Consider the following 26,380-nt stretch of genomic DNA (forward strand, 5'->3'; position numbering starts at 1 on the left):
AGCTCTCTCCTACAACAGTTTCAGAAAGGTCCCACGCCCACCGCATTGACTTGCGCCCTCCTCAATTCAATCCTCGTCCCCCCCCCCTCACGGTACGAGAGCGTTGAATGATGCCCCCTGCCACAAACGCCAACGAAAAGTCGCTGATCATCCTGTTACTGATGACCATGACGCTGCTGGGCGTATTCCCATTGGACGTGGTTCTCCCCTCCTTTCCAGACCTGTCAGCCTGCTTCCAGATCTCGCCGCCCGACGTTGCCCTATCTGTCAGCTTGTTCGCCGCCAGCCTGGCGTTATCCATAATGCTGGTGGGGCCGCTGTCAGATATGTGGGGCCGCAAGAAGCTGCTGCTGGGTGGTATTGCAGTCGCGACGATTGGGGCGACTGGCTGCGCGGTTTCCAGTGAATACAACTGGTTCCTGGGTTTTCGTTTGGTCCAGGCGATCGGATGTGGGTCCTTTTCGCTGTCCCAGGCGCTGGTGCAGGACTTGTTCATAGGCCGGGAAAGGCAGCGACTCAGGATCTGGATGGTGACCGCGGGCGGCGTGTTCATTTCAATATCGCCGCTGCTGGGAACCTGGTTGCAATTGCAGTTTGGCTGGCAAGGCAGCTTTTATGTGTTTGCCACATTGGCGGTTCTTGTCTGGCTGAGCGCATGTTGGCTACTCAAGGAAACCCCGTCTGTGCGTCCAGCATCGCGTGGGGGATTTTTCCGTGCTTACCGGCATGTCTGCTCAGATGCACGCTTCATGGGTTACTGGCTGATTTCGGCCCTGGCCTTCGCCTGCCATTTTTCGTTCATCGTCACTTCACCCATTATTTTCATGGATCATCTGGCAATGTCACCGTACGAATTCGCCTGGGCGTTGTTGCTGTATGGCATCGCGTATGTATTCGGCGGAGTGGTCGCCAGCCTCTTGCATCGACAGTTGCAAGCCAACACCCAAATCAATGTTGGCCTGGGGCTGATTGCCGTTTCGGGTCTGCTCATGCTGTGGCTGACTCACCAGTTCGGCCTTTCAGCCGTTACGGTGCTGACTTCCATGCTGGTTTGTACAATCGGAACCACCATCACCAGACCCGTCGTCAACACCAGGGCCATGAGTATCCACCCGGAATATGCCGGAACTTCTACCTCGGTCGGCGGTGTGTTGATGTTCCTCAGCGGCGGCGTGGTCAGCGCGGCAATCAGTGTGGCACCCATGGACTTGATCACCACTCTGGCGTCTTGCTTTCTGACGTTGAGCCTCGCAGGTCTCGGACTGAATGCATTGATCATCCAGAGGTACAAACCCGCGTTCAATATCGGGTGACACCTGCCAGTCGTCATCCCGCATGCTCCGTCAACACCCGATCAACGCTTCCCGGCATTCCCTCCAGCCGCCAGCCGTGTAGAATCGCGAACATTCATCGCCAGTCATCCCCGGCGGGTTTATGAGCTCAAGCTGAAGCGCGCGGCGATCCCGCAAAGTTATCGGCAACTTCCGGACACGCGGCCATTTCTGAGTGTTCCAGACGTCAATAGAAGCTCACTTCCCTTTTGATACCTGATTAGCCGCCCGGAGTGCTTCATGCCTGATTACCGCTCGAAAACATCCACCCACGGCCGCAACATGGCCGGCGCCCGCGCTCTGTGGCGCGCCACGGGGATGAAAGATGACGACTTCAAGAAGCCGATCATCGCCATTGCCAACTCCTTCACCCAGTTCGTACCGGGCCACGTGCACCTGAAAGATCTGGGCCAACTGGTCGCCCGCGAGATCGAACGCGCTGGCGGTGTGGCAAAAGAATTCAACACCATCGCCGTGGACGACGGCATCGCCATGGGCCACGACGGCATGCTGTATTCGCTGCCGAGCCGCGAGATCATCGCCGACTCCGTCGAGTACATGGTCAACGCCCACTGCGCCGACGCCATCGTGTGCATCTCCAACTGCGACAAGATCACCCCTGGCATGCTGATGGCGTCACTGCGCCTGAACATCCCGGTGATCTTCGTCTCCGGCGGCCCGATGGAAGCCGGCAAGACCAAACTCGCTTCCCACGGCCTAGACCTGGTCGACGCCATGGTGATCGCCGCCGACTCCAGCGCTTCTGACGAGAAAGTCGCCGAGTACGAGCGTAGCGCCTGCCCGACCTGCGGTTCGTGCTCCGGCATGTTCACCGCCAACTCGATGAACTGCCTGGTCGAAGCGCTGGGTCTGGCATTGCCGGGCAACGGTTCGACCCTGGCCACCCACAGCGACCGCGAGCAGCTGTTCCTGCAGGCCGGCCGCACCATCGTCGAGCTGTGCAAGCGTTACTATGGCGAGAACGACCAGTCGGTACTGCCGCGCAACATCGCCAACTTCCAGGCATTCGAAAACGCCATGACCCTGGACATCGCCATGGGCGGTTCCACCAACACCATCCTGCACTTGCTGGCTGCCGCCCAGGAAGCCGAGATCGATTTCGACCTGCGCGACATCGACCGTCTTTCTCGCAACGTGCCACAACTGTGCAAGGTCGCGCCGAACATCCAGAAGTACCACATGGAAGACGTGCACCGTGCCGGCGGGATCTTCAGCATCCTCGGTTCGCTGGCCCGTGGTGGCTTGCTGCACACCCAGCTACCGACCGTGCACAGCCGCAGCATGGAAGAAGCCATCGCCAAGTGGGACATCACCCAGACCACCGACGAAGCCGTGCACCACTTCTTCAAGGCCGGTCCTGCGGGCATCCCGACGCAAACCGCGTTCAGCCAGTCGACCCGTTGGGAAACCCTGGACGACGACCGTGAAAACGGCTGCATCCGCAGTGTCGAGCACGCCTACTCGCAAGAAGGTGGCCTGGCCGTCCTCTACGGCAACATCGCTCTGGATGGCTGTGTGGTGAAAACCGCTGGCGTCGACGAATCGATCCACGTGTTCGAAGGCAACGCGAAGATCTTCGAAAGCCAGGACAGCGCCGTACGCGGCATCCTCGCCGACGAAGTGAAAGAAGGCGACATCGTCATCATTCGCTACGAAGGCCCGAAAGGTGGCCCGGGCATGCAGGAAATGCTCTACCCGACTTCGTACCTGAAATCCAAAGGCCTGGGCAAAGCCTGCGCCCTGCTCACCGACGGTCGTTTCTCCGGCGGTACTTCCGGTCTGTCCATCGGCCACGCTTCGCCTGAAGCGGCTGCCGGCGGCGCGATTGGCCTGGTGCAGGACGGCGACAAAGTGCTGATCGACATTCCGAACCGCTCGATCAACCTGTTGGTCAGCGACGAAGAACTGGCGGCACGCCGGGTCGAGCAGGACAAGAAAGGCTGGAAATCGGTGGAAGTGCGTCCACGTAAAGTGACCACCGCCCTGAAAGCCTACGCCCTGCTGGCCACCAGCGCCGACAAGGGTGCTGTGCGTAACAAGGCGATGCTCGACGGGCTGTAAGGCTTAACCGTCGGACAAAAAATGCCCCGCCCAGTGCGGGGCATTTTTGTTTCTGCCGGTCACCTATCACCTGTAGGAGCGAGCCTGCTCGCGATGGACTGGAGAACGCCGCTGGGTGTCAGGCTTCCAACGTTATCGTTAACGACCATCGCGAGCAGGCTCGCTCCTACAAGGGCAGAACTATTCCTGTGGATCGAGATTATCGAGAGCCTGATTCACCGCCAGCTCGCCCAGCATGATGACCTGCGCAATCCCCAGCATCGTGCTGCGTTGGGAGCCTTCCAGCAGGCCGGCAAAATCGTTGGCCATGACATTGGCCGAGGCGAGTGATTCGCAGGCGTGGGCCAACAGGGTTTCGGTGTCGAGGCCGGGCGCAATCAAAAATGTTCGGCTGGGTTTGCGCGGGGTGGCGTTGATGTGGGCGCAGAGGTTGTTTGATTCGGGAGGATCGGGGGTAATTTTTAGCATTGATAAAACTCCTTACACCATAAGACAAGGAGCCTTCACCCTCGCTACCAAACGAAGGTGGCGGCCATGCGCAGGTTGGTAGACCGGGGTGTAAGGAAACCGGCGCGCCCGAAAGCGCCCTGTGCATGACCACCATAAAAAGCAGAGACGCAAGAACGTCTGCAAATCATGATGCTTTGCACCCTACACAGCCGGGCTACCAAACCCGATCACTGATGTTCAGCGACAGGTAGACGGTAGAGTCCGGGAGTAAGGCGCACAAGCCGGCGGATTCTGGCGTAGTCGTAGTCCCTTACGCAAGAAAGCGTAGGTTGCGACTGTCAGGGGATGGCGATCAAACAGAGGCTTTCATTGCACCGACTGGCCTCTTCGCGAGCAAGCCCGCTCCCACAGGGGATCTGCTTTGATCACTGGATTGGGGAACAACACTGATCAAACTGTAGGAGCGAGCTTGCTCGCGATGAACGCAAGGACACCGCGTCAAATCAGACAGCACGCGTCATCGTTAACGACCATCGCGAGCAAGCTCGCTCCTACAATTACTGGATTTCTTCAGGCTTGACGATCACCCAGTTCTTGTCGGCAGTCACCGTCATCCCTTCCTTGGCCTGGGCCGCGGCATTCTTGGCCATCATGCCGTTAATCTGGGTCATGTACTTGTCCTTGCGGTTGACCCACAGGTGGATGCCACCCTTGGCCACGTCAACACTGTGGAACAACATGTAACCATCACTGGTCGGGGTATCGCCGCCGACCAGCACCGGTTTTTTCCACTCGTCGATGTAGGTCAGGATTGCCGCGTGCTTGCCGGCCATCCAGGTCGCCGGGGTCCACAGGTACGGGGTCAGTTCAAGGCCGAGGTTGGCCTTCTCGTCATACTTGCCGGCGGTGATCTGCTTGCGCGCAGTGGTCAGCTCGCCCGTCTTCGGGTCCTTGAGCAGCAGCGACACGCCGATCACGTTCTGCGGCTTGACGTTGTAGCCGTACTTCGGATCGGCCGCGACCATGCGCACCAGTTCTTCGGAGGCGGCGGTCATCACGTAGACCTCGATGCCGTTCTCCATCAGTTTGTTGTACAGCTCTTGCTGGCCCGTGAAGATTTTCGGCGGGTTGACGTCGAGCTTCTTGACCACATCGCCTTCGTAATAGGTGGCCGGCACCGGTTTGCCGGACGCCATCATCTCGTCGACGTAGCCCTTGAGCTCCTTGAGCGTAAAGCCGGAGAACACTTGGGCGACCCATGGATAGCAAACCATGTCGTCGAGTTCACAGAGGCGGTAGTAGTAGCTGAACAGGCTTTCCTTGTGGTCGGCGGTGTCCTTGAACGGCATCAGTTTCAGGGAGGGATCGAGCTTGTCGCGGGTGATCAGGCCCTTGTTCTCCATGAACGGCAGCAACGACTCTTCCAGGTCATAGCGGTAACTGGTGTTGTCCATGTCAAACACCGCGTAGTTACCTTTGTTGGCGTTGGCCGCGATCATCGCGTCCAGTGCCTTGGCCTGATCGGCTGGCCAGTGTTTCAGATCCGTTGCGAAAACCTGGCCGGCAAGGCCCAGGCAAAGTGCTGCAGCCAGTAATTTCGGTGCGAACTTCATTAGCGTTTCTCCCTGAATGTGAAAGAGATCGACGCTAACAAATAAGTGTGACAGTCCCCGCCTGTCAGCGACCGCCTGTGTCCCTTTCGCGCCAGTTGCATTTCTGACAGCGACATCCGCTTATTCCAAAAACGACGGATACCATACGTTTTTGATATTAATTCATTAGTTTTCAAGCTGTTAGGCTTGCCGGTTCGCAGCTGCCCCGGAAGGCAGCTGGCAAAAGTCTAATGGGAGTTCCAATGAATCTGCCGCTGATTCTCAATCTGCTGGTGTTCCTCGCCCTGCTCCTGGGTCTGGCGCAAACCCGCCACACCACTTGGAGCCTGGCGAAAAAAGTCCTGCTCGCACTGGTGCTGGGCGTGGCATTCGGTGTGGCCTTGCACACTGTTTACGGTGCCGGTAATCCGGTGCTGAAAGCCTCGATCGGCTGGTTCGATCTGGTGGGCAACGGCTATGTGCAATTGCTGCAAATGATCGTGATCCCGCTGGTGTTCGCCTCGATCCTCAGCGCCGTGGCCCGCCTGCACAACGCCTCATCGCTGGGCAAGATCAGCTTCCTGACCATCGGCACGCTGCTGTTCACCACGGCCATCGCGGCGTTGATCGGCATCGGCCTGACCAACCTGTTCGGCTTGACCGCCGAAGGCCTGGTGGCCGGCACCCAGGAAATGGCGCGCCTGCAAACCATCCAGACCGATTACGCCGGCAAGGTCGCCGACCTGAATGTGCCGCAGCTGTTGCTGTCGTTCATTCCGCAAAACCCGTTCGCCGACCTGGCGCGAGCCAAGCCGACGTCGATCATCAGTGTGGTGATTTTCGCTGCGTTCCTGGGTGTCGCGGCGCTACAACTGCTCAAGGACGATGTCGAGAAAGGTCAGAAAGTGATCAACGCCATCGACACCCTGCAAGCCTGGGTGATGCGCCTGGTGCGTCTGGTGATGAAGCTGACCCCGTACGGCGTGCTGGCACTGATGACCAAAGTGGTCGCCGGCTCCAACCTGCAAGACATCATCAAGCTCGGCAGTTTCGTCGTGGTGTCTTACATCGGCCTTGGCCTGATGTTTGTGGTGCATGGCGTGCTGGTGTCGGCCGCCGGGATCAATCCGCTGCGCTTCTTCCGCAAGATCTGGCCGGTGCTGACGTTTGCCTTCACCAGCCGCTCCAGCGCTGCGACGATTCCGTTGAGCATCGAAGCGCAGACCAGTCGTTTGGGCATCCCGCAGTCCATCGCCAGTTTCGCCGCTTCGTTCGGCGCGACCATCGGCCAGAATGGCTGTGCCGGTCTGTACCCGGCGATGTTGGCGGTGATGGTGGCGCCGACCGTGGGCATCAACCCGCTGGACCCACTGTGGATCGCGACGCTGGTGGCGATTGTCACGCTGAGCTCGGCCGGTGTGGCCGGAGTGGGTGGCGGCGCGACGTTTGCGGCGCTGATCGTGCTGCCGGCGATGGGCTTGCCGGTGTCACTGGTGGCGTTGCTGATTTCGGTCGAGCCACTGATTGATATGGGGCGTACGGCATTGAACGTCAGTGGTTCGATGACGGCTGGGGCGATTACCAGCCAAGTGATGCAGCAGACTGATAAAGAATTGCTGGATGCGGATGAGCATTCGGCGTTGGCTCAGGCTTAAGTTCTTTAGCGACTGAGCGGGCCTCTTCGCGAGCAAGCCCGCTCCCACAGGGGATTTGTGTCGCTCACAGATCCAATGTGGGAGCGGGCTTGCTCGCGAAGCTTTTAGGCTTTTTCCCACACTTCGAAGCTGTACGCCGGTTTGTCACCTTCGGCCGGGTTCGGCACATTCGAAACCAGCTTCCACTGGCCCAAATCAAACTCCGGAAACCACGCATCCCCTTCCGGGCTCAGCGCCACGCGAGTCAGGTACAACCGATCAGCCTGTGCCAAGCCTTGCGCATACAGCTGCGCGCCGCCAATCAGCATCAACTCATCAACGCCCTGTTCCTTCGCCCATGCTTCGGCGCGGACAACGGCGGCTTCCAGCGACGGATAAACCTCCGCGCCTTCGAGCTGCAGATCCGCCTGACGGCTGACCACGATGTTCAAGCGGCCCGGCAACGGACGACCGAGTGAGTCCCAGGTCTTGCGCCCCATGATGATCGGCTTGCCCAGGGTGGTGGCCTTGAAATATTTGAAGTCCCCCGGCAAGTGCCAGGGCATGCTGTTGTCGACGCCGATCACACGGTTTTCACCGAGGGCTGCGATCAGGCTGAGGGGGAGTGATTTAGTCATGCCGGCGAGGATACCAGAGCCTCGCTTTCGCCGATAAGCGTCACAGCGGTTATGCTCACAGCTCAATTAAGCGACGGGATGCCGCGTGACTGAACTCAATACCCTCTGGCTGACAGAAACCATCCGACTGCGCGAAGAACACGCAGGCCCCTTGGAAGACCTTGAAGCCAACCGGCTGGCCCGCAGCGTCGGCGGTGATTTGCCGTCGCGCATTCAACGCCGGGCCCTGTGGCTGGCTGAACGCGATGGCCTGACCGCAGCCCTCCAACACTGGCTGCAGGGCGCACGACTGGCGCTGATCGTAATGGCGGTGCTGGCGGTGATCAGCGGCGCCGGCCTGGCCTTTGCTGCAATGGGCGATGGCCTGCACCCGGTGAATGTGTTCTGGGCCTTGGGCAGCCTGCTCGGGCTCAACCTGATCCTGCTGCTGAGTTGGGCCTTGGGCCTGGCGTTTGCCGGAGAACACGGCGCCAGCCTCGGGCGACTATGGCTGTGGCTAAGTGAAAAACTCGCCCGGGACGCCAAGGCCACGCAACTGGCCCCCGCCCTGCTCCTGTTGTTGCAACGGCAGAAGCTCAATCGCTGGGCCATCGGCGTAGTGGTCAACGGCCTGTGGTTGCTGGCGATGATCAGCGCCTTGGTCATTCTGCTGACACTGATGGCAACCCGGCGCTACGGCTTCGTCTGGGAAACCACCATCCTCAGTGCCGACACCTTTATTGCCGTAACCCAGGCGCTTGGCGCCCTGCCGGCCCTGCTCGGTTTCAGTGTTCCCACCGAGCAGATGATCCGTGCCAGCGGCGACGCCGCACTGAGTATCGAAAGCGCCCGCCAGGCCTGGGCAGCATGGCTGGTTGGCGTTCTGCTGGTTTATGGGATTTTGCCGCGCCTGCTGCTCGCACTGTTTTGCCTGTGGCGCTGGAAATCCGGGCAAACGGCGCTCCGCCTGGATTTGAACCTGCCCGGCTACGCACAGCTTCGCGAACGCTTGATGCCCACCAGCGAGCGTCTCGGCATCAGCGATGCGGCGCCTGAGCAACTGCATCGCGTGGAAAGCGGCGTCAGCGAACAACAAAGTGATGGTGCTCTATTGGTCGCCATCGAGCTGGACGACGACCGCCCGTGGCCACCGCAATTGCCGAAAAACGTCAGCAACGCTGGCATCCTCGACAGCCGCGAATCGCGACACAAACTCCTCGAACAATTGACCCGCTTTCCCCCGGCACGCCTGGCCATTGCGTGCGATCCACGGCGCTCGCCGGATCGCGGCAGCCTGGCCCTGATTGCCGAACTGGCCCGTAGCGCCAGCGCCACCCGCGTGTGGTTGTTGCAGGCGCCCCCCGGTGAAGCGCTGGACGCCGAACGCCTGGGCGACTGGCACGTGGCGCTGCAACAGCTTGAGCTGCCGTTTGCCGATTGTGCACCGATGAACTGGCTGGAGACGGGTCATGACTAATCCCCTGAAACTCGCCGTGGTCGGCCACACCAACGTCGGAAAAACCTCACTGCTGCGCACCCTGACCCGCGACGTCGGCTTCGGTGAAGTGTCCCATCGTCCCAGCACCACGCGGCATGTCGAGGGCGCACGGCTATCGGTGGACGGCGAGCCCTTGCTCGATCTCTACGACACTCCCGGCCTGGAAGATGCCATCGCCCTGCTCGACTACCTCGAACGCCTGGAGCGGCCTGGCGAACGCCTCGACGGCCCCGCGCGGCTGGCGCGTTTCCTGGATGGCAGCGAAGCCCGGCAACGCTTCGAACAGGAAGCCAAGGTGCTGCGCCAGTTACTGGCGTCGGACGCCGGGCTCTACGTGATCGACGCCAGGGAACCGGTACTGGCCAAGTATCGCGACGAGCTGGAAGTGCTGGCCGGTTGCGGCAAACCCTTGCTGCCGGTGCTGAATTTCGTCAGCAGCGCCAACCACCGCGAACCGGCCTGGCGTGAAGCGCTGGCGCGGCTGGGCTTGCATGCCTTGGTGCGCTTCGACAGCGTCGCGCCGCCGGAGGATGGCGAGCGTCGACTCTATGAAAGTCTCGCCTTGTTACTGGAAACTGCCCGGCCGCAACTCGAACGACTGATTGCCGATCAGCAAGCCCAGCGTCTGGCTCGCCAACAAAGCGCAGAGCGATTGATTGCCGAATTATTGATCGATTGCGCGGCCTGCCGGCGTAGCGTGGTCAGTGAAGCCGAGCAGGAACAAAAGGCAATCAGCGAACTGCGCAAAGCCGTGCGCCAGCGTGAGCAGCGTTGCGTCGAGGCCCTGCTCAAGCTGTACGCCTTCCGCCCACAGGATGCCGCGGCCGGTGATTTGCCGCTGCTAGACGGTCGTTGGGGCGACGATTTGTTCAACCCGGAAACCCTGAAACAACTGGGCGTTCGGGTCGGTGGTGGTATCGCAGCGGGTGCCGCTGCCGGGGCCGGGGTCGATTTGCTGGTGGGCGGCATTACGCTAGGCGCGGCGGCATTGGCCGGAGCGATTGCCGGCGGCGCGCTGCAAACCGCCCGCAGTTATGGCAGTCGCTTGCTCGGCAAGCTCAAGGGCCAGCGCGAACTGACGGTGGATGACAACGTGTTGCGCCTGTTGGCGCTGCGCCAGAGGCAATTGCTGCAAGCGCTCAATGCCCGTGGGCACGCGGCGATGGACAGCATTCAGGTGGCCACGCCACAGGATAAAACCTGGCGCGAAGGCAAACTGCCCGAAGCGCTGAACAAGGCACGGGCGCATCCGCAGTGGTCGTCGCTCAATCCTCATTCAAAATTGAATCAGGCGGAGCGGCAGGAGCAGGTTGAGGCCTTGGCGCAGCAGCTTTAGTGGCTTGATTGATGATGCATGGTGTCAGCGCTGGCCTCTTCGCGAGCAAGCCCGCTCCCACAGGGGATGTGCGTCGGTCACAAATCCAATGTGGGAGCGGGCTTGCTCGCGAAGGCAGCCACTCGGTGCCGAGACTTACGCAGCCAACAATCGCACCGCCTTGTCCTTCAACACCGCCAGATCAATCACCGGCACATGCATCTCTTTCGCCAGCTCATCCCACTGGCGCATGCGCAAGCTCACGGCACACAACGGGTCCTGCTCGAACGCCTCAGCCTCTTCAGCCGTCATCACCCCGCCCTGATATTCCAGGGTTCGGCGACTGGCTTCGCTCAAGCGTTCGTAATACCCCGGTTCCTTGAGCGTCAGATAGCGCTTGGCTTGAACGTGGTACTCCACCAACCGCGCCATGCGTTCGCTGAAGCCAGCGCGACGCAGGTAGTCGGCGCCGAGCCGCTCATGGCTGACCACGCCGAAGCCACCCATGTTCTCCGCGCTTTCAGCGCAGATATGCCCGATGTCGTGGAAGAACGCCGCCAGCACCACCTCATCGTCGTAGCCTTCGGCCATGGCCAGTTCCGCCGCCTGGGACATGTGCTCGATCTGCGACACCGGCTCGCCGATGTAGTCGCTGTCGCCAAAGCGCTCGTACAGACCGAACACCTCGGCAATCACCTGTTCATTGCGCTCCATCAGATTTCCTCCAATACGGTGGCAACGTTGCGTTCAGCCATCGCCGGCCCGACGCTCATGCCGACACCGGTGTGCATCAACGCCACGCTCAGGCCTTTTGCCGGGCGCAGGAACGAAAACGGTCCCGGCCCCCGTGAACCATAGACCCCCTGCCAGCGTTCGACCACTTGCACCTTGCAGCCCAGGGTCTGCTCAGCCAGCTCGATCATCCAGTCGTCGACCTGCTCGGCATTGAAGGGTGACGGATCGCTGCCGTAATGGTGCGAATCACCAATGATCAATTCGCCATAGGGTGTCGGGCTGATCAGCAGGTGGATACCGTTTTCGTGCAGGTGCGGCGCGTACTGCAGGATTTCTGCCTGTACCGCCGCGGCCTCCGGCAAGTCGGCGAAGGCGCCGTAGTGCACGCAGCTCAAACCGGTGAGCAACGCGTGTTGCAGGTTGAGGTGGATTTGCGGTCGGGCGCGGAGCATTTGCAGGCGGCAAATTTGCGGCTCGAGTTCAGCGATCTGTTCGGCCAGTAACGTCTGATAATCGTGGCCGGAGCAGACAATGATCTGCTCGGCACTGAAGCTGCCGGCGGTGCTGTGCAGGCGACCCGGCTCGATATCGCGCACCAGGGCAGAAAAGTGAAACTTGACCCCCAGGTCGCGGCGCAGGAAGTCGATCAGCGCCGGAATCGCTTCGCGGGAATACAACTGCTGATCGTCCATGCCATGCAACGCAGCGCGATGATGGCGGAACTGACCGTTGTACAAATCGCGCAATGCGGCACCGCGCAACAGGTCGACACGGTAACCGTGCTCCACCGCGCGGCCGTCGCAAAAGGCTTGCAGCAGCTGTTCTTCCGCCTCGGTGCGGGCGAACAGGTACGAGCCATTGCGCTTGAGTTGCAGGCCGGCGAGCTGGGCCCAATCACCCCAGATTCCGCGACTGGCGCGGGCCAGTTCCAGCATCGGCCCTGGCGGCTGGCCAGTGACCAGTGCCTGGCCGAAGTTGCGCACCGAAGCGCCGAGGGGCGTTGCGCTGCGCTCGAAAACCGTGACCTTGAGACCGCGCTTGGCGGCGGCATACGCGTGGGACAAACCCAGGATGCCGGCGCCGACGATCAGCATGTCGTTGTGTTGTGTCATGGGGTCTTGTCCTGAATTCGAGACCGCTTTCGCGAGCAAGCCCGCTCCCACATTGGAATGCGTACTCCTGTGGGAGCGGGCTTGCTCGCGAAGAGGCCCTTTCAGCCGATAAAGATCTTACTTGGCCGCCACTTTCTCGGACTTGCCGTCATAACGCTTGCGCCACTCGGTCAGGATCTCGTCGCGGTTCTTCGAGGCCCAGGCGAAGTCGTTCTTGATCAGGCGCTGTTCGTAGTCGGCTGGCAGTTCGGTCTGTGGCTTGGCGATGCCAGGCTGGGCGAGCACGGCGAAGTTTTCCTTGTAGAGCTCCATCGCCTCAGGGCTGGCCGAGAAGTCAGCCAGTTTCTTCGCCGCCTCTTCGTGGGCAGTGCCCTTGATCACGGCAGTCGCTTCGATCTCCCAACCCAGGCCTTCCTTCGGCAGGATGATGTCCAGCGGTGCGCCCTGGCGTTTCAGTTGAACAGCCGGGTACTCGAAGGAAATACCGATCGGGAATTCACCAGCAGCCGCCAGTTTGCAAGGCTTGGAACCGGAATGAACGTACTGGCCGATGTTCTGGTGCAGGCCATCCATGTAGGCCCAGCCCTGCTTCTCGCCGAAGGTCTGCAGCCAGGCGCTGACGTCGAGGAAACCGGTGCCGGACGATGCCGGGTTTGGCATGACGATCTTGCCTTTGTACTCAGGCTTGGTCAGGTCCTGCCAGCTCACGGGCTTGGTCAGGCCCTGCTTCTCGGCTTCGACGGTGTTGAAGCAAATGGTCGCGGCCCACACGTCCATGCCGACCCAGGCTGGTGGGTTGGCCGCGTCGCGGTAGTTGGCGCCGATCTTGCCCAGGTCTTTCGGTGCGTAGCTTTGCAGCATGCCTTGCTGATCGAGAATCGCCAGGCTCGAAGCGGCCAGGCCCCACACGGCATCAGCCTGCGGACGGGCTTTTTCGGCCAGCAGTTTGGCGGTGATGATGCCGGTGGAATCACGCACCCATTTGATTTCGACGTCCGGGTTGGCCTTTTCGAACGCTTGCTTGTAGGTCTTCAGTTGTTCGGCTTCGAGAGCGGTGTACACCGTCAACTCGGTTTTCGCCGCAAAGGCGTTCAGGCTGAAAGCGGTGAGGACAGCAGCGGCCAGGGCCATAGGCTTGAACATGATCTTTTCCTGTTTTTGAGTTGAGGGGTTGTGCAGATTCAATGACCGGGTGTGGTCTGCCGCCAGGCCTGGGAGCGGCGCAGCAAACCGCGCGAGGCCCAGGCCAGTAGCAGGGACACGCCCGCCGAGGTAATCAGGATCAGGGTCGACATCGCTGCCGCACCGCCGACGTTGCCGGCGTCATCCATGTTCAGCACCGCCACTGCCGCGAGGATGGTGTCGGGGCTGTAGAGGAAGATCGCCGCCGAGACGGTGGTCATGGCCGAGACGAACAGGTAGCGCACGATGTCCAGTAGCGCCGGCAGGCAGATCGGCACGGTGACGCGCAGGTAGTGGCGGTACAGCGGCGCCTTGAGCGACATCGCGGCGGCTTCGAACTCGGCATCGAGTTGACGCAGCGCGGTGGTGGCGGTCATTTGTGCGGTGGTCAAATAGTGAGCAATGGTGCAGACGATCAGCAGTGTCATGCTGCCGTAGAGCACGTGCAGCGGGTTGCCGGTGAGGTTGAAGAAGAAGACGTAACCCAACCCCAGCACCAGGCCTGGCACCGCCATCGGTACGAAACTGAGCATGCGCAGGGTCAGGTTCAGGCCGCGCTGACCCTTGGTTTTTTCCATCAGGTAGGCGCCGGTGAAGATCAGCAGGCTGCCGATCAACGCCGTGCCCAAGGCCATCTTCAGGCTGTTGCCATAGGCCAGCCAGCCACCGCCGGCGGTTTCGTTGAACTGATAATGGTTGAGCGACAGCGACAGGTTGTACGGCCAGAACTTCACCAGGGACGAGAACACCGCCATGCCGAACACCAGCAGCAACGCGGCGCAGATCAGCAGGACGATAGCCAGGTAGCAGCTGTCGCGCAGCTTCGACGGCGCGGGTTTGAACACCTGGGCACGACCGCTCATGGAATCACCGTGACGCCGACGCAACCAGGCATCGACCCCGAAGCTGAACAGCGCCGGTAGCAGCAACACCATGCCGATCAACGCGCCACGACCGAACTGTTGCTGGCCGACCACCGCCTTGTAGGCCTCCAGCGCCAACACTTGATAGTCGCCACCGACAACCACTGGTACGCCGAAGTCAGTGATGGTCAGGGTGAACACCAGACAGAATGCGGCGAACACGGCCTGACGGGTCGCCGGCCAGGTGATGCTGCGGAAGGCTTTTGCAGGACTCGCGCCCATGCTGGAGGCGGCATCGAACAGTCGTGCATCGGCCAGGGACAGGGCCGACAGAAGAATCATCAAGGCGTGCGGGAAGGTGTAGATGACTTCGCCAAGCACAATGCCCCAGAAGCCGTAGATGTTGTCCGAGAGCAGGCCACGCAGCATGCCCTGGTTGCCGAACAGATAAACCAGCGCGATGCCGGGCAACATCGACGGCGCCATCAATGGCAGCAGGGAAATGCCCCGCCAAATGCCTTTGGCGGGAATCAAGGTTCGTTGCAGCGCGTAGGCAAACAGGTAGGCCAGCGGTACGACAATGGCCGCGACACTGAGGGAAACCTTCAGGCTGTTACCGAGCAACCAGTGGAAGTTCTCGCTGGTCACCAGCTCTTTCGCTGCGACCCAGCCACCGCCCTGCCCGGCCTCGGCGCTGAAACCACGCCAGAAGATCGCCAGCAGCGGCATCAATACGGCAACGCCCAACAACACCAGCATGAGGACTTTGCCGCCGACCACGAACAACCGGTCACCGATCTCGGCGCGGGTGGCCTGCCGAACCTGCTTGTGCGGCAGCGGCAGCGCGATGTTCGCGCTCATCAGGCAAACACCTGCAGGCTACGCGGCGGCAAGGCGACCATGATCTGCTGAGCACCAAGGCGCGGCATGGCTTCTGGCGCCAACTCCGCCAACAGCGGGTGCCCCGGCAACTGATCGAGCTCGAAGCTCATGCGGCAGCGATTGCCGAGGAAGGTGATTTCACGAACCTTGGCCGGGAACAGGTTTTCCTCGTGCACCAGTGGGTTGACGTTGATCGCTTCCGGCCGGCAGAACAAACGGCCCGACGCGGACTTGGCGCTGCCTTCGGCCAGACGCATGTTCATCCCGCCGACTTGGGCGTGGCTGTCGCTGTTGCGCTGGAAAGGTAGCCAGTTACCCTGGCCGACGAACTCCGCCACGAATGGCGTGGCCGGGCGGTTGTAGATTTCCTGCGGCGTGGCGTACTGCTCGACCTTGCCGTTGTTCATCACGGCGATACGGTCGGCCATCAGCATGGCCTCGTCCTGGTTATGGGTGACCATCAGGGTGGTGATGCCGAGGTTGCGTTGCAGTTGGCGCAGTTCGGTACACAGATGCTCGCGCACCCGGGCATCGAGGGCCGACATCGGTTCGTCCAGCAGCAACAGCGAAGGTGCCGGGGCCAGGGCGCGAGCCAGTGCAACCCGCTGCTGCTGGCCGCCGGACAACTGGCCGGGATACTTTTTCTCGCTGCCGCCCAGACCGACCAATTCCAGCATCTGGCCGACTCGACGGCGCACTTCGTCACGACCGCTGCCGGCGAGGCCGTAGGCAATGTTCGCTTCGACGGTGAGATTGGGAAACAACGCGTAGGACTGGAACAGAATGCCGTAGTCCCGCGCCTGGGGCGCCAGGTGGGAAACGTCGCGATCGCCCAGGTACAACTCGCCGCTGTCCTGCTTCTCCAGACCGGCGATGCAGCGTAGCAAGGTGGTCTTGCCACAGCCCGACGGCCCCAGCAGACACACCAGCTCACCGGCCGCCACGTCGAGGGACACGTTATCCAGCGCGGTGAAGGCGCCAAAACGCTTCTGTACACCACGCACTTTCATCGGTGCGCCGGGGTTGGTCAGGGCAGTTGCGATCGAGTTGTTCATGGACGGACCTCATCGAGCAGATGGGGGCCATCCTAGAGTTGTAATGAGTCCGTCATGTGGCAGTAAGGCAAAAACTGCCGATAGTGGTATTCGGGATTTTTGGTTAAGCCTTCAAGCCCTGCGTTGTTTGATCTGGCGCCTTCGCGAGCAAGCCCGCTCCCACAGTTAATCGCGGTCCCCTGTGGGAGCGGGCTTGCTCGCGAAGGGGCCGGTACTGTCACCACTGATCTCAGGCCGGAGCCATTTCCTGCGCCAACCCCAGAAACGCCGCCGGCAGCCGCGCGTTTTTGCGCTCCTTGAGGCAGTACAGGTATTCGGGAATCTGCGGCGCATTCTCGATGGTCAGCACCCGCAGTTGCGGATCATGGGGCACTTCCTGACGGGCAATGATGCTGATACCGATGTTGCGCAGCACTGCTTCGCGGATCGATTCACGACTGCCGATCTCCAGTAGCGGGCCGAAACACACCCCGGCACTGGCCAGCAACTCTTCGGTCAGGCGACGGGTGGTCGAGCCCGGTTCACGCATCAGCAGGGTATGCCCGGCCAAGGCACCGAGCGGTACGTGATCATGAACCGCCAGCGGATGATTGCGATGCACCGCCAGCACCAGCGGATCGCTGCCGAGTACCCGGCGAATCAACCGCGCATCCTCCAGTAACTGCGAAGAGGCGGCGACATCGACACGGTAATCCTCCAATGCTTCGAGCACTTGCTGGGAGTTGCCGATTTCCACTGACACCTCCACCTGCGGCAGGCGCTCGCGGAACGTTTTCACTAGGTCGAGGATGTAATACGGCGCCGTGGCGGCAATACGCAGCGTGCCCTGGACCTGACCGCAGTTACGCAGGAAAAACTCGATGTCGGCTTCCTGTTGCATCAGCACCTTGACCATAGGCAGCAGCCGCGCGCCCTCCTCACTGACGCTGAGACGCCGGCCGCCGCGATAGAACAGCTCGACCGAGTACTGACTTTCGAGGTTGCGGATCTGCGTCGTCACCGTCGGCTGGCTCAGGCCGAGCTTTTTGGCAGCCTGGGTAATGCTGCCCAGGCGGGCCACCATGTAAAACGCCTTCAGCTCCGCACTCAGCACAACCGTCCCTCATCCTTTACTTGCGCAGCAGGCGCAAACCGTTGAACACCACCAGCAAACTCACGCCCATATCGGCGAACACTGCCATCCACATGGTAGCGATCCCGGCAAAGGTTACCCCAAGAAAGATCGCCTTGATGACCAAAGCCAGGGCGATGTTCTGTTTGAGGATGCTCGAAGTCTGCCGGGACAGGCGAATAAATGCCGGGATTTTGCGCAGATCGTCGTCCATCAGGGCGACATCGGCGGTTTCGATCGCGGTATCGGTGCCCGCAGCGGCCATGGCGAAGCCGATTTCGGAACGCGCCAGTGCAGGCGCATCATTGATGCCGTCGCCAACCATGCCGACCCGATGCCCTTGAGCATAGAGAGTTTCGATAGCCTGCAATTTGTCCCCCGGCAACAGGTCGCCCTTGGCCTCGTCGATGCCGACTTGTGCTGCAATGGCCTGCGCGGTGTGGACGTTATCGCCCGTGAGCATCAGGGTTTTGATACCCAGGTCATGCAGTTGCCGGATCGCTTCGCGGCTGGACTCTTTTACCGTGTCCGCCACGGCAAACAGCGCCAACGGGCCGGACGAATCAAGCAGCAGCACCACCGACTTGCCCTGCTTTTCCAGGGCAAACAGCTTTTCTTCCAGCGCTGGCGAACACAGGCCCAGATCCTCCACAAGACGATGGTTGCCCAGATGGTAGAGCTGGCCGTTGATCTCGCCGCGCACCCCGCGCCCGCCCAGCGCTTCGAAGTTATCCACAATCAGCGTCGCGGCCTGGTTATCCACAGCCGCCTTGGCGATGGCCAGGGAAACCGGGTGATCCGAGCGCCCGGCCAGCGCGGCGGCAATGGCGGGCGCCGAGTCGTCGGCGGTCGGGTCCAGCGACAGGTAATCGGTCTGCACCGGTTTGCCGTGGGTGATGGTGCCGGTCTTGTCCAAGGCCAGGTAGTCGAGCTTGTAACCGCCCTCCAGATAAACGCCGCCCTTGACCAATATGCCTTTACGCGCCGCCGCCGCGAGGCCGCTGACGATGGTCACCGGCGTGGAGATCACCAGCGCACACGGGCAGGCCACCACCAGCAGCACCAGCGCCCGGTAGATCCAGTCGAACCACAACTCGCCCATGAACAATGGCGGGATCACCGCCACGGCCAGGGCCAGGACGAACACTGCCGGGGTGTAGATTTTCGAGAAACTGTCGACGAAACGCTGGGTCGGCGCACGCGCGCCCTGGGCCTGCTCGACGGCGTGGATGATGCGGGCCAGGGTCGAGTTATCCGCCGCGGCGTTCACCTCGTACTCCAGGGACCCGGCCTGATTGATGGTGCCGGCGAAGACTTTGTCGCCGACGGTTTTTTCCACCGGCAGGCTTTCACCGGTAATTGGCGCCTGATCGATGGTCGAGCGACCGGACAGCACTTCGCCGTCCAGGCCGATACGCTCGCCGGGGCGCACCCGCACCCGCGCGCCGAGCCCAATGTTTTTGACATCCTGCTCAAGCCAGACACCGTCAGCCTGCAACACCGTTGCCGTGTCCGGCGTCATCTGCATCAAACCGCTGATGGCATTGCGCGCTCGGTCAAGGGACCTGGCTTCGATCAACTCGGCCACGGTGAACAGGAACATCACCATCGCCGCTTCCGGCCACTGGCCGATCAGCACCGCGCCGGTCACGGCAATGCTCATCAGCGCGTTGATGTTCAGATTGCGGTTTTTAAGGGCGATCCAGCCTTTTTTGTAAGTACCGAGGCCACCACTGAGAATCGAGACCAGCGCGATAACCGCCACCACCCAGTTCGGCGCGAAACCGGTGAAGTGGATAACTTCTGCCAGCAATGCACCAACACCGGACAGTGCCAGGGGCCACCACGGCTTTTTCCGGGGCGCGGGCACCGGGGTTTCATCACCCTGGTCCATCGGCTCGGCCTGCATGCCCAAGGATTTGATGGCCTCGACGATCGGCTCGGTACCGGGCAAATCGTGGGTTACGCCGAGCACCCGATTAATCAGATTGAACTCAAGCTGCTGCACGCCGGTCAGTTTGCTTAGCTTGTTCTGAATCAGCGTCTGTTCAGTTGGACAGTCCATTGCCTCGATGCGGAAACTGCTCAGTCGGGCTCCGGGCGTCGGCGATTCGCTCAGTTTTACCAGCGCAGGCGCTGCCGCTTTAGATGAGCAGCAGGCGTCGCCGTGACCGCCGTGGCCATGTTTTTGCACGGGCTTGAGCTTGTGGCTGTGCTCGTGCTCAGCCCCGGGTTTGTGGGAGTGCAGGGAATCGCTCATTGGTTGCGTCCATAAGAGTGCCTGTTGCCAAGTAAAGACCCTGTAGCCACTATAGGGTCAAGCACCCTTTCTGGAGTTTTGGAGATTGGCGTCATGAAAATTGGAGAGTTGGCGAAACTCACGGACTGCGCCGTGGAAACGATCCGCTACTACGAGCGCGAGAACCTTCTGCCGGAACCGGCCCGCAGTGACGGCAATTATCGCGTCTATACCCAGGCCCACGCCGAGCGCCTGACCTTCATCCGCAACTGTCGCACCCTCGACATGACGCTCGAAGAAATCCGCAGCCTGCTGGCGTTTCGCGACAGTCCGCAGGATCAGTGCGAAAGCGTCAACGCGCTGATTGACGAACACATCCACCATGTAAAGGCGCGGATCGACGGCTTGCTGGCCTTGCAGACGCAACTGCTCGACCTGCGCCAACGCTGCGGCGAAGGGCCAAGTATCGATCAATGCGGGATTTTGCAGCGGCTGGAAGTGAGCGGCGGGGTGGTGGCGACGGAGGTGGAGCATTCTCATGTAGGCCGCAGTCACGGCCACTAGGAACACCGCAAACCAGATGTGGGAGCGGGCTTGCTCGCGAAGGGGCCGTGTCAGTTGACAGATATGTCACTGACAGACCGCTTTCGCGAGCAAGCCCGCTCCCACATTGGTTCGATGCTGTGCGTCAGACCGCCATCGGCGCGGTCATCGGCGCGTGGTGTTCGTAGCCTTCCAGCGAAAAATCGCCCGGCTCCACCAGCTCCAGCCATTCCGGCTGGTAAACACCCGTCTTGGCAAACTCCGGCACACGGTCGGAAATCACCAGTTTCGGCATCGGGAACGGCTCGCGCTTGAGCTGTTCGTTGAGCATGTCCAGGTGGTTTTCGTAGACGTGGGCATCACCGATGAAATAGGTGAACCAACGCGGCGTGTAGCCCGTCAGACGACCGATCAGGCTCAGCAGCGCAGCGCCTTCGGTGAGGTTGAACGGCGTACCCAGGCCCAGGTCGTTGGAGCGGATGTAGAGGGTCAGGGAAATCTCCCTGGTCTCGACATTCGGGTGGAACTGATACAGCAAGTGGCACGGCGGCAAGGCCATTTCATCGAGCTGGGCGCAGTTCCAGCCGTGGAACAGGATGCGGCGGCTGCCCGGGTCCTTGATGATGGTATCGACGCACTGGCGAACCTGGTCGATGGCCTTGTACAGCACCACGTAGGCCTGACCGTCTTCCTCGCCTTCGGCAATCTGGCGATAACCCTGGCTCAGGGTCTGCTCGATGGCAGCCGGGTTGCTGAGCGGAATCTGCTTGTACGCCGGCCATTTGCGCCATTGCACGCCGTAGATTTCGCCGAGGTCGTCTTCGCCCTGACGGAACGGGTTGGCCAGCCACTGGGCGTTTTCGTTGGCGTTCTGGTCCCAGACCTTGCAGCCCAGGGCGCGGAACTCGGCAGCGTTATTTACGCCCCGCAAGAATCCGCACATTTCGCCGATGGCCGATTTGAACGCCATTTTGCGCGTGGTAATCGCCGGGAAACCTTCCTGCAGGTCATAACGCAGCATCGCACCGGGAAAACTGATGGTGTTCACGCCGGTACGATTGGCCTGTTTGGTGCCGTTCTTGATGACGTGGGCGACCAGTTCGAGATATTGCTTCATGAATTACCTGTGTCCTTGAACCCGCAACCATCGCTGCGGGGTCCGAATTTTATACGGCTGCCGCTGGAGTCGCCGGGGCGCGGTGATACGCCAGCCAGATCAGGAACAGCCCGCCGACGATCATCGGCACGCACAGTACCTGCCCCATGGTCAGCCAGTTCCAGGCCAGATAGCCCAACTGGGCGTCCGGTACGCGGACAAACTCGACGATGAAACGGAAGATGCCATAGAACAGCGCGAACATCCCCGATACCGCCATAGTCGGCCGTGGCTTGCGCGAGAACAGCCACAGGATCAGGAACAGTGCCACGCCTTCGAGGGCGAACTGGTACAACTGCGACGGATGACGCGCCAGTTGCGCCGGATCGGTCGGAAAGACCATCGCCCACGGCACGTCGGTTGCCTTGCCCCACAACTCGGCGTTGATGAAGTTGCCAATACGCCCGGCGCCCAGGCCAATCGGCACCATCGGCGCAACGAAATCCATCAGCTGGAAGAACGACTTGTTGTTCTTCTTGCCGAACCACAATGCCGCCAGCATCACGCCGATGAAACCGCCGTGGAACGACATACCGCCCTTCCACACTTCGAAGATCAGCGTCGGGTTGGCCAGATAGGCGCCCAGATCGTAGAACAGCACATAACCCAAGCGCCCGCCGACAATCACCCCCATCGACATCCAGAACACCATGTCGGAGAGTTTTTCCTTGGTCCAGGTCGGGTCGAAGCGGTTCAACCGGCGGGAGGCCAGCAGCCAGGCGCCGCCGATGCCGATCAGGTACATCAGACCGTACCAGTGGATTTTCAGCGGACCGATGGCCAGGGCCACCGGGTCGATCTGCGGGTAAGGCAGCATTGCGACTCCTCGTTAGAGTTCAAATCTTAAAAATTCCCGGGCGACGCTGCCACCTCAGGATTAAGCCAGGATTGCGCTGCCCGTCAGAGCAGATGCTTCAGACTAGAAAGTTCAGGCCGACGCAGAACAGCAAAGCGGCAAACAGCCGTTTCAGCAACCTCGGCGACAACCTGTGGGCCAATCGCGCGCCCAAGCGGGCGAACACCATGCTGGTCAGGGCAACGCCCAGCAACGCCGGCAAATAAATGAAACCGAGACTATGGGCCGGGAGCAACGGATCGTGCCAGCCCAGAATCATGAAACTTAATGCACTGGCCAGGGCAATCGGCAGACCGCAGGCCGATGAAGTGGCCACAGCTTGCTGCATCGGCACACTGCGCCAGGTCAGGAATGGCACGGTCAACGAACCGCCGCCAATGCCGAAAATCGCCGAAGCCCAGCCAATCACGCTGCCGGCCACGGTCAGACCGAGTTTGCCCGGCACCGTTCGGCTGGCCTTGGGTTTGACCTCAAGCGCCAGCTGAGCCGCGATCACCAGGGCGAAAACACCAATGAGCTTCTGCAGGTTGGGGCCGGAAATCGCTTCGGCCGTCAGCGCGCCAAACCCGGCACCGACCAGAATGCCGACGGTCATCCACATGAAGATCGGCCAACGCACGGCGCCACGGCGATGATGCTCGCGTACCGCGTTGACCGAGGTAAAGATGATCGTCGCCAGGGAGGTACCCACCGCCAGGTGCGTGAGGATCGACGGATCGAACCCTTGGGCCTTGAAGCTGAACACCAGTACCGGGACGATGATGATCCCGCCGCCCACGCCAAACAGCCCGGCGAGTACACCTGCACAGGCGCCGAGCGCCAGATAGAGCAGAAATTCCATGTCGTCCCGCCCGCATCCCCAAAACCGGAGCGGCATGGTAACGGATGCATGGCCTCAAGCTCCACTGCGCAAGGCGATGGATCGATGAGCGATGTCTGCGTAGAGTGAGCAAAAAACACACAAGGACAGCCTGATGTGCCTGATTGTTTTTGCCTGGCGACCGGGTCATGCCCAGCCGCTGGTCGTGGCGGCCAATCGCGATGAATTCTACGCCCGCCCCAGCCTGCCCCTGGCGCCATGGCCCGAAGCGCCGCATGTGCATGCCGGGCGCGACCTCGAGGCCGGTGGCACCTGGCTCGGTGTCGGTGCCAACGGACGATTTGCGGCGCTGACCAACATCCGCGATCCCCATCGACCGCCGGGACGCAAGTCTCGTGGGGAGCTGGTCGCGCGATTCCTTGAGGGCGATTGCTCGATTGATGACTATTTGGCCGACGTTGTCAGACGTTCGCCTGAATATGGCGGTTTCAATCTACTGGTTGGCAACAGGAACGAGCTCTGGCACTTCAACGCCCGGGAGACGGAAGCCGTGATGCTGCAACCGGGAGTCTACGGCGTGTCGAACGCCGGACTGGATACGCCGTGGCCGAAGCTGCTCAAGGCCAAGGCTGCATTGAGCGAGGTGCTGGATGATCCGCAGCCTCAGGCGCTGCTGGCGTTATTGAGCGATGCGCAGACCGCGCCGTTTGCCGAGTTGCCGGATACCGGAGTGGGGCTGGTCACCGAAACGTTGTTGTCGAGCGTGTTCATTGCCAGTCAGAGTTATGGAACGCGGGCGAGTACGGCGTTGATTGTGCAGGCGGATGGGGCGCTGCATATGGTCGAGCGCAGTTTCGGGCCGTATGGCGGGCATCTTGGGGAAGTGGAGATCAGGCTTTAGTTTTGTGTTGCCAGCACAGGCCTCATCGCGAGCAAGCTCGCTCCCACAGGGGATTTGCGGCGTTCACAGATCCAGTGTGGGAGCGAGCTTGCTCGCGATGGGGCCATCAGCGTTTTAGAGGGGCTTGATTGCTGCCGGATTGATCATCCGCGCCAACCCGAGGTTCTTCAGTGCCAGCTGCAACGAGCTGTGAATCACTTGCGGGTTATCGATGGTCATTAGCTCAGCCAGCAATTCCCTGGCCTTGCTCAGGTTGATCTGGCGCAGCATCCACTTCACTTTCGGCAAGTTGGTGGCGTTCATCGACAGGCTGTCGAACCCCATCGCCATCAACAGCACCGCCGCCGCCGGATCACCGGCCATTTCACCGCAGATGCTCACTGGCTTGCCTTCGGCGTGGGCATCACGCACCACGTTCTGCAGCGCCTGAAGCACCGCCGGGTGCAGGTAATCGTAAAGGTCGGCCACCCGCGGGTTGTTGCGGTCCACGGCCAGCAGGTACTGGGTCAGGTCGTTGGAACCGACCGACAGGAAATCCACTTGCCGCGCCAGTTCTTTGGTCTGGTACACCGCCGCCGGAATCTCGATCATCACGCCAATCGGCGGCATCGGCACGTCGCAGCCTTCGTCGCGTACTTCGCCCCAGGCGCGGTGGATCAGGTGCAGCGCTTCTTCCAATTCATGGGTGCCGGAGATCATCGGCAGCAGAATCCGCAGGTTGTTCAGGCCTTCGCTGGCCTTGAGCATGGCACGGGTCTGCACCAGGAAGATTTCCGGGTGGTCGAGGGTGACGCGAATGCCGCGCCAGCCGAGGAACGGGTTATCTTCCTTGATCGGGAAGTACGACAGTGACTTGTCGCCGCCGATATCCAGGGTGCGCATGGTGACGGGTTGCGGGTGGAACGCAGACAGTTGCTCGCGGTAGATCGCCAGTTGTTCCTTTTCGCTCGGGAAACGCTGGTTGATCATGAACGGCACTTCGGTGCGGTACAGGCCCACGCCTTCGGCACCACGCTTCTGCGCACGCGCCACATCCGCCAGCAGGCCGGTGTTGACCCACAGCGGCATGCGGTGACCATCGACCGTCACGCACGGCAGATCGCGCAGCGCATCCAGCCCCAGGGCCAGTTGTTTCTCTTCCTCGACCACCTCGGCGAACTGCTTGCGCAGCACTTCACTCGGGTTGGTGTAGACCTCGCCGTGGTAGCCGTCGACGATCATCTGGATGCCGTCGACCTTGGAGTACGGCAGGTCGACCAGGCCCATCACGGTCGGGATGCCCATGGCGCGGGCCAGGATCGCGACGTGGGAGTTACCGGAACCGAGTACCGACACCAGGCCGGCCAGCTTGCCTTCCGGCACCTCGCCGAGCATCGCCGGCGTCAGTTCTTCGCTGACCAGAATGGTGTTGTCGGGGTAGACCAGGGTTTGCTGGCGCTCTTCCTGCAAATAAGCCAGCAAGCGACGACCGAGATCCTTGACGTCCGATGCTCGCTCGCGCAGGTAAGCGTCGTCCATCAATTCGAAACGGTTGACGTGATCGGTGACCACCTGGCGCAACGCACCCTGGGCCCACTGGCCGGTCTTGATCACGGTGGTCACTTCGCTGCCCAGCGCAGCATCGTCGAGCATCATCAGGTAGACGTCGAACAAGGCCCGCTCTTCCGGGCGCAACTGCGTGGCAAGCTTGGCGGACAAGGTGCGCATGTCGGCGCGCACGCCCTCGATGGCGGTCTTGAACAGCCCCAGTTCAGCGTCGATGTCGGTGATGGTCTTGTCCGGCACCACGTCCAGGTCAGCGGGCGGCAGCATGACCACCGCAGTACCGACCGCGGCACCCGGTGAGCCCGGCACGCCGACGAACTTGGCTTCCTGGATGCCCTTGCCCTGACGACCCAGGCCACGGATGGAGCCTGTGGCCTCGGCATGGGCGATAACGCCGGCCAACTGCGCGCTCATCGTCACGAGGAAGGCTTCTTCCCCTTCATCGAACTGGCGACGCTCTTTTTGCTGGATGACCAACACGCCGACGACGCGACGGTGGTGGATGATCGGCGCCCCGAGGAACGAAGCGAAACGCTCTTCACCGGTTTCGGCGAAGTAGCGATAGCGCGGGTGGTCCGCGGCGTTTTCGAGGTTCAGGGGTTCTTCACGCGTGCCGACCAGACCCACCAGACCTTCGTTGGGGGCCATGCTGACCTTGCCGATCGAGCGCTTGTTCAAGCCCTCGGTGGCCATCAGTACGAACCGGTTGGTCTCCGGATCAAGCAGGTAGACCGAGCAGACCTGGCTGCCCATGGCCTCTTTGACGCGCAACACAATAATCCCCAACGCCGCCTTGAGATCCTTGGCGGAGTTAACTTCCTGGACGATCTTGCGCAGCGTATTGAGCATGGCTCGGGGTCG

The 26,380-nt window shown here is 61.2% G+C and carries 21 protein-coding genes; 7 read left to right on the plus strand and 14 right to left on the minus strand.

The genetic code is table 11. The features are described 5' to 3' along the window. The first annotated feature begins 110 nt into the window (after positions 1-110). Both KGB20_RS08105 and ilvD read left to right on the plus strand, forming a co-directional pair. On the plus strand, positions 111-1,313 hold the full coding sequence (locus tag KGB20_RS08105; RefSeq protein ID WP_154947453.1) for an MFS transporter: 1,203 nt from the start codon (positions 111-113) through the stop codon (positions 1,311-1,313). 258 nt (positions 1,314-1,571) lie between these two features. Beyond that, positions 1,572-3,413, plus strand: coding sequence for a dihydroxy-acid dehydratase (gene ilvD / locus KGB20_RS08110; RefSeq protein ID WP_154947440.1), 1,842 nt, complete (start codon positions 1,572-1,574; stop codon positions 3,411-3,413). A gap of 180 nt (positions 3,414-3,593) precedes the next feature. On the opposite strand, the gene KGB20_RS08115 is transcribed toward ilvD, so the two are convergent. Further along, positions 3,594-3,881 carry a DUF6124 family protein gene (locus tag KGB20_RS08115; protein WP_154909941.1) on the minus strand — a complete coding sequence of 96 codons (288 nt, stop codon included), beginning with the start codon at positions 3,879-3,881 and terminating at the stop codon, positions 3,594-3,596. Positions 3,882-4,420: 539 nt separating this feature from the next. Next, entirely contained in the window at positions 4,421-5,476 is a 1,056-nt protein-coding gene (locus KGB20_RS08120; protein ID WP_090451974.1) for a phosphorylcholine phosphatase, read from the minus strand. Positions 5,477-5,718: 242 nt separating this feature from the next. Between KGB20_RS08120 and KGB20_RS08125 the strand changes: the two genes are divergently transcribed. After that, positions 5,719-7,110 (plus strand): L-cystine transporter, encoded by a 1,392-nt coding sequence (locus tag KGB20_RS08125; protein WP_150815316.1) that lies wholly within the window; start codon positions 5,719-5,721, stop codon positions 7,108-7,110. Positions 7,111-7,214: 104 nt separating this feature from the next. Here KGB20_RS08125 and KGB20_RS08130 read toward each other — a convergent pair whose 3' ends face one another. Further along, entirely contained in the window at positions 7,215-7,727 is a 513-nt protein-coding gene (locus KGB20_RS08130) for a dihydrofolate reductase (RefSeq protein ID WP_154860951.1), read from the minus strand. A gap of 85 nt (positions 7,728-7,812) precedes the next feature. On the opposite strand from KGB20_RS08130, the gene KGB20_RS08135 reads away from it, so the two are divergent. Both KGB20_RS08135 and KGB20_RS08140 read left to right on the plus strand, forming a co-directional pair. Further along, a complete protein-coding gene (locus tag KGB20_RS08135; RefSeq protein WP_154947441.1) occupies positions 7,813-9,183 on the plus strand; it encodes a DUF2868 domain-containing protein in 1,371 nt (456 codons plus the stop codon). Further along, a complete protein-coding gene (locus KGB20_RS08140) occupies positions 9,176-10,540 on the plus strand; it encodes a GTPase/DUF3482 domain-containing protein (RefSeq protein WP_154947442.1) in 1,365 nt (454 codons plus the stop codon). The genes KGB20_RS08135 and KGB20_RS08140 overlap by 8 nt, the downstream gene beginning before the upstream one ends. A gap of 135 nt (positions 10,541-10,675) precedes the next feature. On the opposite strand, the gene KGB20_RS08145 is transcribed toward KGB20_RS08140, so the two are convergent. The 7 genes from KGB20_RS08145 to KGB20_RS08175 form a co-directional block, all read right to left on the minus strand. After that, entirely contained in the window at positions 10,676-11,233 is a 558-nt protein-coding gene (locus KGB20_RS08145; RefSeq protein WP_154947443.1) for a phosphonate degradation HD-domain oxygenase, read from the minus strand. Beyond that, positions 11,233-12,366, minus strand: a complete 1,134-nt coding sequence (locus KGB20_RS08150; RefSeq protein ID WP_154947444.1) for a TIGR03364 family FAD-dependent oxidoreductase — start codon at positions 12,364-12,366, stop codon at positions 11,233-11,235. Before KGB20_RS08150 ends, KGB20_RS08145 begins: the two co-directional genes overlap by 1 nt. A gap of 117 nt (positions 12,367-12,483) precedes the next feature. Beyond that, the gene (locus tag KGB20_RS08155; RefSeq protein ID WP_057712880.1) at positions 12,484-13,509 is read right to left on the minus strand and encodes a putative 2-aminoethylphosphonate ABC transporter substrate-binding protein; all 1,026 of its coding nucleotides are present in this window, start codon (positions 13,507-13,509) and stop codon (positions 12,484-12,486) included. A 38-nt stretch (positions 13,510-13,547) separates the two neighbouring features. Then, positions 13,548-15,272, minus strand: a complete 1,725-nt coding sequence (locus KGB20_RS08160; protein ID WP_154947445.1) for a putative 2-aminoethylphosphonate ABC transporter permease subunit — start codon at positions 15,270-15,272, stop codon at positions 13,548-13,550. Further along, entirely contained in the window at positions 15,272-16,348 is a 1,077-nt protein-coding gene (locus KGB20_RS08165; RefSeq protein ID WP_057712878.1) for a putative 2-aminoethylphosphonate ABC transporter ATP-binding protein, read from the minus strand. The genes KGB20_RS08160 and KGB20_RS08165 overlap by 1 nt, the downstream gene beginning before the upstream one ends. Positions 16,349-16,577: 229 nt before the next feature. Beyond that, a complete protein-coding gene (locus tag KGB20_RS08170; RefSeq protein ID WP_154947447.1) occupies positions 16,578-17,441 on the minus strand; it encodes a LysR family transcriptional regulator in 864 nt (287 codons plus the stop codon). A gap of 16 nt (positions 17,442-17,457) precedes the next feature. Beyond that, positions 17,458-19,719: a heavy metal translocating P-type ATPase gene (locus KGB20_RS08175; protein ID WP_154947448.1), complete on the minus strand. Its 2,262-nt coding sequence runs from the start codon at positions 19,717-19,719 to the stop codon at positions 17,458-17,460. Between the two features lie 93 nt (positions 19,720-19,812). Between KGB20_RS08175 and cadR the strand changes: the two genes are divergently transcribed. Then, positions 19,813-20,262, plus strand: coding sequence for a Cd(II)/Pb(II)-responsive transcriptional regulator (gene cadR / locus KGB20_RS08180; RefSeq protein WP_057712875.1), 450 nt, complete (start codon positions 19,813-19,815; stop codon positions 20,260-20,262). A 124-nt stretch (positions 20,263-20,386) separates the two neighbouring features. On the opposite strand, the gene KGB20_RS08185 is transcribed toward cadR, so the two are convergent. The 3 genes from KGB20_RS08185 to KGB20_RS08195 form a co-directional block, all read right to left on the minus strand. Then, positions 20,387-21,358 (minus strand): thymidylate synthase, encoded by a 972-nt coding sequence (locus tag KGB20_RS08185; RefSeq protein ID WP_154947449.1) that lies wholly within the window; start codon positions 21,356-21,358, stop codon positions 20,387-20,389. 49 nt (positions 21,359-21,407) lie between these two features. After that, a complete protein-coding gene (lgt, locus tag KGB20_RS08190; RefSeq protein WP_057712873.1) occupies positions 21,408-22,214 on the minus strand; it encodes a prolipoprotein diacylglyceryl transferase in 807 nt (268 codons plus the stop codon). A gap of 97 nt (positions 22,215-22,311) precedes the next feature. Beyond that, complete coding sequence (locus KGB20_RS08195; protein WP_057712872.1) at positions 22,312-23,094, minus strand: sulfite exporter TauE/SafE family protein; 783 nt, start codon at positions 23,092-23,094, stop codon at positions 22,312-22,314. 133 nt (positions 23,095-23,227) lie between these two features. Here KGB20_RS08195 and KGB20_RS08200 point away from each other — a divergent pair, with 133 nt between their 5' ends. Next, the gene (locus KGB20_RS08200; RefSeq protein ID WP_154947450.1) at positions 23,228-23,974 is read left to right on the plus strand and encodes an NRDE family protein; all 747 of its coding nucleotides are present in this window, start codon (positions 23,228-23,230) and stop codon (positions 23,972-23,974) included. 114 nt (positions 23,975-24,088) lie between these two features. Here the strand turns inward: KGB20_RS08200 and ptsP are convergent, their stop codons facing one another. Beyond that, positions 24,089-26,368 (minus strand): phosphoenolpyruvate--protein phosphotransferase, encoded by a 2,280-nt coding sequence (gene ptsP, locus KGB20_RS08205; protein WP_057712870.1) that lies wholly within the window; start codon positions 26,366-26,368, stop codon positions 24,089-24,091. Positions 26,369-26,380 lie beyond the last annotated feature (12 nt).

Origin of the sequence: Pseudomonas sp. BF-R-30, assembly GCF_019956175.1 — a bacterium.
GTDB lineage: Bacteria > Pseudomonadota > Gammaproteobacteria > Pseudomonadales > Pseudomonadaceae > Aquipseudomonas > Aquipseudomonas jessenii.

What these genes read in the sequence shown, in the direction of transcription:
- KGB20_RS08155 (WP_057712880.1), bottom strand. Translation starts at nt 13,509, where the DNA reads ATGTTCAAGCCTATGGCCCTGGCCGCTGCTGTCCTCACCGCTTTCAGC.
- KGB20_RS08140 (WP_154947442.1), top strand. Translation starts at nt 9,176, where the DNA reads ATGACTAATCCCCTGAAACTCGCCGTGGTCGGCCACACCAACGTCGGA.
- KGB20_RS08120 (WP_090451974.1), bottom strand. Translation starts at nt 5,476, where the DNA reads ATGAAGTTCGCACCGAAATTACTGGCTGCAGCACTTTGCCTGGGCCTT.
- KGB20_RS08115 (WP_154909941.1), bottom strand. Translation starts at nt 3,881, where the DNA reads ATGCTAAAAATTACCCCCGATCCTCCCGAATCAAACAACCTCTGCGCC.
- KGB20_RS08165 (WP_057712878.1), bottom strand. Translation starts at nt 16,348, where the DNA reads ATGAACAACTCGATCGCAACTGCCCTGACCAACCCCGGCGCACCGATG.
- KGB20_RS08195 (WP_057712872.1), bottom strand. Translation starts at nt 23,094, where the DNA reads ATGGAATTTCTGCTCTATCTGGCGCTCGGCGCCTGTGCAGGTGTACTC.
- KGB20_RS08130 (WP_154860951.1), bottom strand. Translation starts at nt 7,727, where the DNA reads ATGACTAAATCACTCCCCCTCAGCCTGATCGCAGCCCTCGGTGAAAAC.
- KGB20_RS08160 (WP_154947445.1), bottom strand. Translation starts at nt 15,272, where the DNA reads ATGAGCGCGAACATCGCGCTGCCGCTGCCGCACAAGCAGGTTCGGCAG.
- KGB20_RS08185 (WP_154947449.1), bottom strand. Translation starts at nt 21,358, where the DNA reads ATGAAGCAATATCTCGAACTGGTCGCCCACGTCATCAAGAACGGCACC.
- ptsP (WP_057712870.1), bottom strand. Translation starts at nt 26,368, where the DNA reads ATGCTCAATACGCTGCGCAAGATCGTCCAGGAAGTTAACTCCGCCAAG.
- lgt (WP_057712873.1), bottom strand. Translation starts at nt 22,214, where the DNA reads ATGCTGCCTTACCCGCAGATCGACCCGGTGGCCCTGGCCATCGGTCCG.
- KGB20_RS08125 (WP_150815316.1), top strand. Translation starts at nt 5,719, where the DNA reads ATGAATCTGCCGCTGATTCTCAATCTGCTGGTGTTCCTCGCCCTGCTC.
- KGB20_RS08150 (WP_154947444.1), bottom strand. Translation starts at nt 12,366, where the DNA reads ATGACACAACACAACGACATGCTGATCGTCGGCGCCGGCATCCTGGGT.
- KGB20_RS08145 (WP_154947443.1), bottom strand. Translation starts at nt 11,233, where the DNA reads ATGGAGCGCAATGAACAGGTGATTGCCGAGGTGTTCGGTCTGTACGAG.
- KGB20_RS08200 (WP_154947450.1), top strand. Translation starts at nt 23,228, where the DNA reads ATGTGCCTGATTGTTTTTGCCTGGCGACCGGGTCATGCCCAGCCGCTG.
- KGB20_RS08105 (WP_154947453.1), top strand. Translation starts at nt 111, where the DNA reads ATGCCCCCTGCCACAAACGCCAACGAAAAGTCGCTGATCATCCTGTTA.
- KGB20_RS08175 (WP_154947448.1), bottom strand. Translation starts at nt 19,719, where the DNA reads ATGAGCGATTCCCTGCACTCCCACAAACCCGGGGCTGAGCACGAGCAC.
- ilvD (WP_154947440.1), top strand. Translation starts at nt 1,572, where the DNA reads ATGCCTGATTACCGCTCGAAAACATCCACCCACGGCCGCAACATGGCC.
- cadR (WP_057712875.1), top strand. Translation starts at nt 19,813, where the DNA reads ATGAAAATTGGAGAGTTGGCGAAACTCACGGACTGCGCCGTGGAAACG.